Origin of the sequence: Veillonella sp. (assembly GCF_015058545.1) — a bacterium.
In the GTDB taxonomy this organism is placed as follows: domain Bacteria; phylum Bacillota; class Negativicutes; order Veillonellales; family Veillonellaceae; genus Veillonella_A.
On sequence record NZ_SVCB01000074.1, the window covers coordinates 21,438 to 33,158 of the forward strand.

The following is an 11,721-nucleotide window of genomic DNA, read 5'->3' on the forward strand; positions in this document are numbered from 1 at the left end:
TTCCGTTCTTATACTATAAAATTGAATTTCAAGCTGCAGATATTGAGTTTCAAGTTGCGAATATGAAATTTTAATAGCCATTAGTAATGCTAAGTTATATTGATTGCCAAAGGGCGATTGTGGTTTTGTGTGCAGTATAGTTATACGGTGTTGTATAGCTTGAGTTTTGAGAGAGGAGACCTCGTTAATGAAAACAAATGGTGTGCGTGTGAAAAAAGGCCAAGCGGTGCTGGCCGGTCGTGTGTTGGGCGCCTTAGTATTAGGCAGTTTATGGAGTGTCACTGTGGGCAGTCCGGTTGAAGCGGCCCGTGATTACAGTAACTTGCAGGACTTGGGCAAAGTTACCTTAGTGGAAGAAAAGAAAGAGCCCGTAGTAGAACAGGCTCAGCCGGAAACAGCGTCTGAAGACACGTATGCCGGCGGCCAGGTGTCGCGTAAGAGCAGTATCGGTGTTTTGGGCAAAAAAGACTTCATGGAAGTGCCGTTCAATGTGATTTCCATTTCCGAAGAAACCATGCAGAACCAGCAGGCTAGCAACATTATCGACGTTGTGGCCAATGATCCGTCCGTAACGGATTTGACTTTGTCCGGTGCATCCAATGCATGGAGTATCCGCGGTTTTAAAACGACCCAACAGGATGTGCAGTTGAATGGCATTTACGGCGTTGCTCCGCGTTACTATACGGGCATTGAATACCTTGAAAACGTGGAAATTTTAAAAGGACCGAGCGCTATGCTTAGCGGTATGGCGCCGAATGATACGGTAGGCGGCGTTATTAACTATGTAACGAAGCATGCCGGTGACGAAGATAAAAATACGGTGACCCTTACTTATGGTGAAGGCCATCAGTTCACACAACAACTCGATATGAGCCGCCGTTTTAACGACGGTAAATACGGGGTTCGTCTCAATATCTTAAACCGTGGCAGCCAGGAAGATGCGTACAAGAATGAATCCAACAGCGCCAACACCGTGTTTATGGGTTTTGACGCCAAAGGCGAACGTTGGCGTACCTCCCTTGATATGGGCTATATTTATAACGATATTGAAAACCCTCAGTACCAGGTAACTATGTCGCAGGCTACGGCGAATAAGCTTACAGCCTTGCCGAGTGTGAGCGATGACGCTACGTTCGGGGCACCGGATACCTATCGCCGTGTGACTGAGAAATTTGCCTTGTGGAAAGGGGAATATGACCTTAACAACGATTGGGCCGCTTGGGCTGCTTTTGGTATGCGTAATACCTCTCAGGATGGCTTATCTAACCGTTTCTTATTGAACAATGTAAACGGCAACGCCAGAGTCAGCTATGTGCACAACCGTCAGATCAATAAGGCAATCTCCAGTGAATTTGGCGTTCGCGGTCATGTGCAAACCGGCTCCTTGTCTCATGAAGTAAGCATCGCCGCTTCCCAGGTCCGTTACAAAGTGTATGAAGATAAACCAAGTGTAACGCCAACCTATACAACGAATGTGTATAGCCCTTCTTGGCAGACTTATACCGACGGCAGCTATGGTCCGTACTTGATTCGTGATAATCGCGTGCAGCAAAGTGTGGGGATTAACGATATTATCTCCACGGCCGATAATCGCTGGAACTTTATTCTCGGCGGTCGTATCCAGCAGGTAAAAGACACCTCTTACAGTTACAGCGGCAGCACGTTAAAGAGCACGACGCGCTATGACGAAACGGCCTTTACGCCAACTTTTGGCATCGTTCATAAAGTGAACGACCGTATGTCCCTCTACGCCAACTATGCGCAGGGTTTATCCTTAGGTGAAACGGCGCCGGACGGCACAGTCAATGCAGGTGACACTTTTTCACCGTATAAAACAACGCAATACGAAGTGGGCGCCAAATTTGATTTTGGTAAAATCGCCACTACCCTTAGTGCCTTTACCATGAAAAACCCAAGCTTCATCACCACGGATGACAACTACTATGCCTTAGCCGGTGAACAGCGTAACCGCGGGATTGAGCTCAGCGTATTCGGTGAACCACGTGAAGGTACCCGTATTTTGGGCGGTATTACCTTCATGGATGCTAAATACATTACCTTGGCTTCTTCCTATGCCGGCTACGAAGGTAATCAGGCTACCGGGGTACCGCGTTGGAGCGGCGTTATTGGCGTAGAACAGGACATTAAGAGCGTGGAAGGCTTATCCGTTAATACGCGCTTGACCTATAACGGCAAGGCCTATGTAAATATGGCCAATACACTCAGCACAAGCCCATGGGTTCGTTGGGATTTGGGTGCCCGTTATAAATTTACTTGGGATAAAACACCAATGACCGTACGCGCCAATGTGTACAACGTACTTGATACCGTTAAATGGCATGCCCTTCAAGGCAGCACCACGAATGCTATCTATCTTGGCAAAGGCCGCACCTTTACCTTATCCGTTTCCGCTGACTTCTAATCGAGGCAATGTATGAATTGGTATAAAAGACCTTGGCTTTTGGGGAGTTTACTGTTCGTAGGACTCATTCTGTTAGCCGGCTATTCGCTTACCGTAGGGGCTCGTCATATTCCGCTACCGATTATCTGGAAAGCGCTAGTCGCCTATGATCCGTCGCAAGTGGATGAGCTCTTGGTGCGCACCTTGCGTGTGCCACGGCTTTTGTTGGCGTTGGCTTGCGGTCTCAGTTTTGGCGTAGCCGGGGCTTTGATGCAGGGAATTACGAATAATCCCATGGCCAGCCCTTCTATTATGGGGGTTAACTCCGGTGCTGCACTGGGCCTCGCGGTAGCTATGATTCTCTTGCCTGACAGCAGTTTGAACATTACCATACTATTTGCTTTTGCCGGTGCAGCGCTGGCGACGGTTATCATCATGGCCTTGGCGAATCGCAACGGCAGTCGTATGTCGCCGGTCTTCTTGGCCTTGGCAGGGACCGCCGTCAGTGCCGTATTGCTCGCTATTACGCAAGCTTTGGTCGTCTATTTTGATGTAGCTCAAGATTTGAGCTATTGGACGGCCGGCGGTATCAGCGGCGTGCGCATGCCACAGGTACTCCTTTTATGGCCTTGGACACTTTTGGGGCTTATTATGGCGGTGGCTTTGTCAAAATCTGTAACGTTGCTCAGTTTCGGTGAAGAGATGGCTATTGGTCTGGGCGGCCATATGGGACGTATTCGCTTTTTGGCAGGCCTCGCCGTATTAATTCTTTGCGGCTCTGCTGTAGCTATTGCGGGACCTATCGGCTTTGTAGGGCTTGTGACACCCCATATGGCACGCCAATTGGTGGGGATTGATTATCGTAAAGTCATTCCCATTACGGCACTCTTAGGCGCTATTTTGTTGGTAGCCGCCGATTTAGTAGCCCGCGGTGCGGCATCGCCTTTTGAAATACCCTTGGGCGCTATTACAGCGCTCATTGGGGTGTCGTTCTTCCTCTATTTAGCGAATCGAAAGGGGGCAAGGTAATGACGCTGCGTCAAAAACAATTTGCCCTCTACAGTTCGGCTTTTCTGGCCTTGTTAGTACTATTCTTTTTCCTTCACGTGAGCACCGGTTTTACCTATTATTCGCATAGTCATTTATTGGCTATTTTGCTGGGCGGTGGCACGGCGGAAGAAAATACCATCGTTTTTGATTTTCGTTTGGTACGCGCCGTATTGGCCGTGCTAATCGGCATGGGACTCGCTCTTTCCGGGGCTGTATTCCAGCAGCTTACGCGCAATGAATTGGCCGGACCGGGCCTTTTGGGCGTCAATGCCGGGGCCGGCCTGGGCGTTATGATTTTAATTTTTCTAACGCCTGTGGATCAGGGCCTTCCTATTTGGTCGCTGCCCATTGTAGCGGTTGTGGGAGCGCTCATCGCGGCGGGGAGTATTTTTGCACTGGCTATGCGTAAAAACGAAGCGGGCGGCACCTATGCCTTGGTGCTCAGCGGTATTACCTTAACAGCCGGTATTCATGCGTTACAGACCTTATTAATCGTTATGTTATCGCCTGAAAAATTCAATCAGGTCAACACCTGGATTATCGGAAATATTGCAGGAAATACATGGGCTCATGTGGTAATTTTGGTGGCGGTGGTACTGATTTTAGCCGTTGTACTATATTCAAATAGGACGACTTTAAATATTCTCAGTCTGCGCGATGAAACGGCCATCGGTCTTGGCGTATCCTTAAAACGCAGTCGTTTGGGATTTTTAATTTTAGGTGTTATTTTAGCCGCCACCTGTGTAGCGGTTGGCGGCAGTATCGGCTTTATCGGCCTTGTGGCGCCGCATATTGCGCGCCGCTTGGTAGGGGCTGATGCGACCTATGTATTGCCCCTTACGGCGTTAATCGGCGCCTGGCTTTTGGTAACCGCCGATTGGGTGGGCCGCGTTATTATTGCCCCGGATGAAATGTTGGTGGGCATCGTGGTAGCGCTTATCGGGGCACCGTATTTTCTCTTTATTTTGGCACGGAAGCGAGGTTAGATCATGGACCATTCTACAGCGAATCAGTCCGCAATGAATCAAGATGTAGCAAATTCGTCTACAAAAACAGATATTTGGATAGAAGGCTTGCGCACGGGCTATGATAAAACCGTCATTATCGATGATTTAAACCTTACGATTCCCCGTGGCAAAGTAACGGCCTTAATCGGTTCCAACGGTTGCGGCAAGTCGACTTTACTAAAAACGATATGCCGTATCATTACACCTATGGCGGGGACGGTCTATCTTGATGGGCAAGATATTCATAAGGAAAATACGAAGGATTTGGCTAAAAAAATCGCTATTTTGCCGCAACATCCGACGGCGCCGGAAGGTCTTACCATACGTGAACTGATTGCCTATGGTCGAGCTCCGTATAAAAACGGCATTTTCACCCGTATGAAACGGGAAGACCGGGATATTATTGACTGGGCCTTAAAGGTGACGCATTTGGAAGATTTAAAAGATCGACCGATTCATCGTCTGTCCGGCGGGCAACGTCAACGCGCCTGGATTGCTATGGCCATTGCGCAAGATACGGAAATTTTATTCTTGGATGAGCCTACCAGTTTCTTGGATATTGCCCATCAGCTTGAAGTATTGCAATTAGTGGCTGAGCTTAATAAGACATATGGTAAAACTATCATCATGGTACTTCATGAGCTCAATCAGGCCGCTCGTTTCGCGGACCATATTATTGCCATGAAGGATGGGACCGTTCGCTTCGAAGGTTCCCCGGAAACAGTGTTCACCGCTGACATGTTGGCCGATGTATTCGGCATTACCGCCATGATTATGAAAGACCCGCTGACGCGTTTGACGTTTTGCATTCCGCAAAATGTGGGAGGCTCCCTATGAGACGATTGAATAGGGGAGGCTTGTTATGAGAATTTTGAAAAAGTGGTGCCCAACGAAGCTTTGGCGTAATACGTTAACGCTGTTCGGCCTTTTATCGATGGTCCTGCTCGCCGGCTGCAGCAATATAAACTGGTCGGTAAAACCGAGCTTAACGGCTGCCAATGCTAAACCTAAGCCACTATTTGAGGCTTCTGTATTGCGCAGTGATACGCCGGCCGAAATTGATGCGGAACTGGCCAACCGGCGCGTGCAAATGCAAAAGAAAGCGGATGCTCTTTTTACCGAAAAAGATGGGCAGCTGATTCTAAAGCATAAATACGGTACAACCGTGATTCCTAAAGAAGCCAAGCGGGTCGTTGTTATTCGCTTGGAAGACCCTATGGCGGCTCTCGGTGCACCTATGGTGGGGGCCTATAATCCGCCAACCTTTTATCTTCACGACGAATTGACGGCCCAAGGGGTAGAACCTATCAGCATCAACGAAAATATTAAGGCTATCAACATGGAGCAGGTACAGGCGCTCAAGCCGGACTTGATTTTGCTCCGCGATTCCTTTGACCGCAACACCTATGTGGCGCTCAGTAAAATTGCCCCCGTAGCAGCACTTAAATTGCAAGATACGGAAGTGACTTTATTGGCCTTAGGGCGCATTCTGAATCGTGAAAAAGAGGCATCGGACCGTTTACAACGCTATTATAACCATGTCAAAGAGGCCCGCATGGAGATTAAAGGTCATATCGGCAATGCACCTGTCGCCCTTTTGCGTGTCATGCGCAAAGAAGTGCGACTCTATCCGTATTCGACGAACGATATTAATCGTTTTATGTATGAGCTTTTGAACTTGCGTCCGGATCCGATGTCAGTGGCCCAAGATTCGGGGGATACCAATGTGGTGTCCTTGGAAATGTTGCCGGAACTCAAGGCGGAGTATTTGATTGTAGCCAGTGGTTATGGCCCGAGCAGTAATGGCAATGCCGGAGCGGCTCAAAAATACTATGAAGAACTGCAGACCGATCCGTTGTGGCAGACCATTCCGGCTGTTAAAGACGGTCATATCCTCAATGTAAATCCGGTCCTTTGGAATGCTCACGGGATTATTGCCAAGGAGCGAGCGATTGAAGATTTACGACGTTATTTGACGACGGTAAAATAAAACTTAATTTCACGGAACGTTATAATATGAATTGTCAATGAGTCATTTTTAATATAAAATATAATCATGATAAGACATTTTTAAGATTCAATCTTGGGGACGATTGATAAAGATGATTTGTTTAGGGATAGCGAATTTAGAGGTGACTTATGAAACGAATATTGACATTGCTGATGATGATACTTTCGTTATTTGTTATGACCGGTTGTATGGGGGATAAACAGACTTCGGCCCCGACACAGCCGAGCATTTTTACAGACCAGACGATAATTACAAAAGCGATGAATGAGCTTCGCGAGTTGCCGGAGCTCAAGGGGAAAGATTTGAAACTATTCCAAGATGTGACTATCGCGGATCATGAAGGTATTGGCAATGTGATTGACCTTGATTTGCTAAAACCGGATACGACCGATAAGGTTGACCACTATACCTATATTGATGGAAAATGGACCGGTCCCGAGCCGGTGCAGTTGACCGGTGACGGCAATATGGATGATAACATTATGCCGATTAACAGCATTGACTTTTCAAAGATAACGCAAATTTATAAGATTGCTGATGAAAAGGCTAAGTCTATTGAACAGGGCAAAGTGGCCAAAGATTTAATCTATGAATTCGATATCGATGCCCGCATGTACCGTGCGCACATTCATATCGAGGGGGCTTGTGAAAAATACACCGGCATCTTTGATGCACAGGGGAATTTAATCATGATGCGCAAGGAATAACCTGTTGAGATGTCCTAGGTAAAATATGAAATTATCTGACATAAATACAAAAAGGTACATAAAATATGCAACATAAATTATGCATATTTTATGTACCTTTTGTTTTTGATTAGTGCTATACTATATTTCGAGAGTCATTAACGTGAGTTAGGTTCATCGCCATGAAAGGCGGTGATACTATGACTGTATATGAAGACTTATCTTTAATGATAGCTTTTGCTACACTTGTGGTATTAATTATTTCTTTTAAAAGATAAGAAATAGACCTAACGTAAAAGAAGTATTCGCAGTACTTCACACGTTAGGTCTATCATTTCCAACCATTTAGATGAGCCTAACGCCAACACACGTTAATAACTCTCTTTGTACGTTAAGTATAACACAAGTGTATTGTAAAGGCAAAAGAAATGGGCATAAAAGGTAAAAAAGTGTTTATAAAATAAGCGTGTTTTTGTACAAAATTTTCATAATGTACAGAAAATTTTATTAGCTTGTAACCGAGGCCTTTACAAATCGAAAATTTTAGATTATAATATAGCTAGTTAGATACATCTAATTAGATATATTTGAAAGATATCTATATAATCTAATGTAATTTATATGTCCACCTTGGCGGAGAAGGAGGGATTGAATCCCACGGCCCCGAGGGTTGACGAAATAGTATTTTAGGAAAACATCGTATGAAGGGGTTGATGCTTTGAAGAGTTTAGAAATGAGAGCTTTAGTAGGCCTTCACCGAAGTGTCAATATGCTCGATAAGCTGACGGCGGACCTGGCAGCTAAGTATGAAGTGACATTCAGCCAGTTCATGGTGCTGGAAGCCTTGTACAGCAAGGGCGATCTTACGGTGGGCGCCGTGCGCGAGCACATTTTGAGCAGCGTCGGCACAATTTCGGTTATTGTTAATAATTTAGTAAAAATGAAGTATATTGAGCGCTTGACGGATAAAAATGACCGCCGCGTATCAATCCTGCATTTGACTGAAGCAGGTCGCAAAATTATCAGTCAATTGGCACCGGAAAACATAGCCATGATAAAGGATGTACTTTCCGTGCTTGATGAAAAAGAAAAAGAAAATTTAGTAGCAATTTTAAGAAAAATTGGAGGTAAGACGGATGAAAAGAACCGTTAAAACAACAGTAAAAGGCTTTCAAACAATTGACGGAGCCGGTGTAAAATTAGTGCGTGTATTAGGCAATCAGACAATTAAAGAGTTTGATCCGATTTTGATGTTGGACTCGTTTGACAGTGTAAATCCGGCCGACTATACGGCAGGTTTCCCAATGCATCCGCATCGCGGCATTGAAACAATCAGTTATGTATCACGCGGTAAAATGGTGCATAAGGACAGCCTTGGCAATGAAGAAGCCGTTACCGATGGGGAAGTGCAATGGATGAACTCCGGTTCCGGTATTTTGCACGAAGAATTAGTGCCGGCGTCCGAACGCTTATTGGGCGTTCAACTTTGGCTCAACTTACCGCAAAAAGATAAAATGAGCAAACCAAGCTATCACGGCATTAAGCGAGCAGATATTGCAGAAATTCCGATTGAAGGCGGCATACTTCGTTTGTTAGCCGGTTCGTACAAAGAGCATCAGGGCTATGTGGGTGAACATTTACCGCTCAACTACTATGACCTCCAGCTTGAAGCAGGTGCTGAAATTACTTTGACCATGGGTAAAGATGAATCTGTTATGCTTTTCACCTTGATTGGCGATATTGAAGTAGGCGGCCAACATATTGAAGAAAAAACGGCCGTTAAATTGACCGAAGGTGACAGCGTTACCATTAAAAACGGCGATAAACCGTCGCAAGTATTGTACATCGCATCTAAGGCTTTGAATGAACCGGTAGCCTGGGCGGGCCCGATTGTAATGAACACGGAAGATGAAGTTAGACAGGCCTTTGTTGATTTGAGAAATAACACTTTTGTTAAAACAGAATTAGACTATTAAGCGTTAAGGATGAATTACTGAACAAATTCTAATAATTGTCTAGTTATTAGTATGAATTACTGCGTAATTCGCCGGTTTTACAGTATAATAGGAGTAGAGAGAGTAGTGAATTTCTAATATCCTAAGTGGGATTTTGGCCGTATAACGGCGATGGAGGATGCTAATATGGCAGTAAAAAATTATGAGACTGATGGTTTAGTCATTCATTGGAATGCTGATTTGTGTGAGCATGCAGCAAAATGCGTGAAAGGCGCACCGGCCGTATTTGATGTGAGTCGGAGACCTTGGATTATGCCTGAAAACGGTACTGACGAAGAGATTAAGAAGGTCATTGATCAATGCCCGTCCGGAGCATTAACGTATACGGAAAAGTAAAAATTTAAGACGCTTTACGATTAAAACTGTGCCGCGCGGAATGTGACGGTGATAACCGTAAACTCCGTCGGTAACCGTAAATTCCACCGGTAACCGTAAACTCCGGCGGTAGCGGTAAACTCCGCCGGTAACAGTTAAAGACAGGGAGGTTTTGGAAATGATTAAAGTTGTACATGAACCTGAAAAGAACAGAGCCGCTGCCTATGATGGCGATAAAAATATCGGTGAAAGCACCTATTCGCCATCCGATAAATTCTGGATTATCGACCACACTTTGGTTGATGAAAACTACGGCGGCCAAGGCATTGCCGGCCAATTAGTGGCTGAAATTGTGAAACAGGCTCGCGAACGGGGCTTGAAAATTATGCCGTTATGCCCGTTTGCTAAAAAGGAATTTGACCGTCGTCCTGAGTACGCCGATATCCGCATGTAATGGCGTTCACATGTAAAGGTATTCGCATGTAAATCGGAGTGATTAATAAATAAAATTGAAGTCGTCTTAGCTGATTACCAATTTTTATAAATGGTTGTTTTTCACAATAACCTGTACTATAATGTAAGAAATACACAAAAAAGCTAGGGGAGCCTTATGGCTGAGAAAAGTGCGTGAACACTTGACCCTTGACCTGATTCGGATAATGCCGACGTAGGAAAGCTGTACAGGACTTTTAAAGCTCATCCGCGTGGATGAGCTTTTTATTTTGGCTTTTTTGCGTATAACCTATTTAGGGAGATCATGTAACGTGACTATTTTCACGGATTCGCGCTTAGGTATAGCGCAAAGGAGGCTAAAATGAATAGTTCGGAATTTACAGTAAACATGCAGGATGTACGTTTGGCAAAAAGTGACGAGTACACGACGCAGATGGATGCGGCTCGCCGCGGTTTGGTAACGCCGCAGCTTAAGACGGTAGCTGAAAAAGAACAGATGCGTTTGGACGATTTGATGGCCCTCGTGGCATCCGGTCAGGTAGCGATTCCGGCCAATAAGATGCACACTAGTTTGTCGCCGGAAGGGGTAGGTAAGAACTGCCGTACTAAAATTAATGTAAACCTTGGTGTTTCGCCGGAACACAATAATTTGGATGAAGAATTGGAAAAAGTGCGCAATGCCATTGCCATGAAGGCGGAAGCTATCATGGACTTGTCGAATTTTGGTAAAACTCAAGAATTCCGTCGCAAGCTTATCGATATGTCCATCGCCATGATTGGCACCGTGCCGATGTATGATGCGGTAGGCATGCTTGACAAAGACCTCAAAGACATTACCGTCGATGAGTTTTTCTCCGTCGTGGAACAACATGCGAAAGACGGTGTGGACTTCATGACGATTCATTGCGGTATGAATCAAAAAACGGCGCAACGTATCAAAGATAATCCACGTTTGACCAACATCGTATCCCGTGGCGGCTCCTTACTCTTTGCTTGGATGGAAATGAATAAACAGGAAAACCCGTTCTATGAATACTATGACCGCTTGCTAGAAATTTGTGAAAAATACGACGTAACCTTGAGCCTTGGTGATGCATGTCGTCCGGGTTGCACCCATGATGCGACCGACGCCGCCCAGATTGAAGAACTCATCACTTTGGGCGAGCTTACTAAACGCGCGTGGGAACACAATGTGCAGGTTATGATTGAAGGCCCGGGTCATATGGTGCTCAATGAAATTGCGGCTAATATGACGCTTGAAAAACGCCTTTGCCATAATGCGCCTTTCTATGTGCTGGGACCATTGGTAACGGATATTGCGCCGGGCTATGACCATATTACGAGCGCCATCGGCGGGGCCATTGCCGGTTCTTGCGGCGCTGACTTCCTTTGCTATGTAACGCCGGCAGAACATTTGCGTTTGCCAACCGTTGAAGATGTGAAAGAAGGCATCATTGCTACGCGTATTGCCGCCCATGCAGCAGACTTGGCCAAAGGCATTCCGGGCGCTCAGGCTTGGGACGATGCCATGAGTAAAGCCCGAGCGGAAGTAGATTTTGATACTATGATTTCCTTGGCGATCGATCCTGAAAAAGCGCGTCGTTATTATGAATCCAGTAAACCGGAATGCGAAGGCACTTGCACCATGTGCGGTAAAATGTGCCCGGCTCGCACCATGAAACATATCTTGGCAGGGGAAGACGTGTCGATTCGGTAAGATGTGATATAATCTATATATAGTTAGTTTATAAATAAGAGGACGGAACGGGCAGCCGTCGCCGGA

Annotated in this window: 12 protein-coding genes and 1 riboswitch; all 12 genes read left to right on the top strand. The window is 45.8% G+C overall.

Annotated features, from left to right (window positions below):
• Nucleotides 1-187: 187 nt before the first annotated feature.
• Complete coding sequence (locus E7204_RS05140; RefSeq protein ID WP_295182369.1) at nt 188-2,422, top strand: TonB-dependent siderophore receptor; 2,235 nt, start codon at nt 188-190, stop codon at nt 2,420-2,422.
• Nucleotides 2,423-2,434: 12 nt separating this feature from the next.
• On the top strand, nt 2,435-3,430 hold the full coding sequence (locus E7204_RS05145) for an iron ABC transporter permease (protein ID WP_295182373.1): 996 nt from the start codon (nt 2,435-2,437) through the stop codon (nt 3,428-3,430).
• Entirely contained in the window at nt 3,430-4,437 is a 1,008-nt protein-coding gene (locus E7204_RS05150; protein WP_295182376.1) for an iron ABC transporter permease, read from the top strand. The genes E7204_RS05145 and E7204_RS05150 overlap by 1 nt, the downstream gene beginning before the upstream one ends.
• A gap of 3 nt (nt 4,438-4,440) precedes the next feature.
• Nucleotides 4,441-5,295: an ABC transporter ATP-binding protein gene (locus tag E7204_RS05155; protein ID WP_295182379.1), complete on the top strand. Its 855-nt coding sequence runs from the start codon at nt 4,441-4,443 to the stop codon at nt 5,293-5,295.
• Between the two features lie 25 nt (nt 5,296-5,320).
• The gene (locus tag E7204_RS05160) at nt 5,321-6,448 is read left to right on the top strand and encodes an ABC transporter substrate-binding protein (RefSeq protein WP_295182381.1); all 1,128 of its coding nucleotides are present in this window, start codon (nt 5,321-5,323) and stop codon (nt 6,446-6,448) included.
• Between the two features lie 149 nt (nt 6,449-6,597).
• Entirely contained in the window at nt 6,598-7,176 is a 579-nt protein-coding gene (locus E7204_RS05165; protein ID WP_295182384.1) for a hypothetical protein, read from the top strand.
• A 179-nt stretch (nt 7,177-7,355) separates the two neighbouring features.
• Nucleotides 7,356-7,433 (top strand): putative holin-like toxin, encoded by a 78-nt coding sequence (locus tag E7204_RS09610; protein WP_366483540.1) that lies wholly within the window; start codon nt 7,356-7,358, stop codon nt 7,431-7,433.
• Nucleotides 7,434-7,888: 455 nt separating this feature from the next.
• A complete protein-coding gene (locus E7204_RS05170) occupies nt 7,889-8,308 on the top strand; it encodes a MarR family transcriptional regulator (RefSeq protein WP_295182387.1) in 420 nt (139 codons plus the stop codon).
• On the top strand, nt 8,292-9,131 hold the full coding sequence (locus E7204_RS05175; protein ID WP_295182390.1) for a pirin family protein: 840 nt from the start codon (nt 8,292-8,294) through the stop codon (nt 9,129-9,131). The genes E7204_RS05170 and E7204_RS05175 overlap by 17 nt, the downstream gene beginning before the upstream one ends.
• Before the next feature lie 165 nt (nt 9,132-9,296).
• The gene (locus E7204_RS05180) at nt 9,297-9,506 is read left to right on the top strand and encodes a (4Fe-4S)-binding protein (protein WP_295182393.1); all 210 of its coding nucleotides are present in this window, start codon (nt 9,297-9,299) and stop codon (nt 9,504-9,506) included.
• 157 nt (nt 9,507-9,663) lie between these two features.
• Entirely contained in the window at nt 9,664-9,939 is a 276-nt protein-coding gene (locus E7204_RS05185) for a GNAT family N-acetyltransferase (protein WP_295182397.1), read from the top strand.
• 135 nt (nt 9,940-10,074) lie between these two features.
• Nucleotides 10,075-10,176: riboswitch (TPP riboswitch) on the top strand.
• A 123-nt stretch (nt 10,177-10,299) separates the two neighbouring features.
• Nucleotides 10,300-11,655: a phosphomethylpyrimidine synthase ThiC gene (gene thiC / locus E7204_RS05190; protein WP_295182400.1), complete on the top strand. Its 1,356-nt coding sequence runs from the start codon at nt 10,300-10,302 to the stop codon at nt 11,653-11,655.
• The last annotated feature ends 66 nt before the right edge of the window (nt 11,656-11,721 follow it).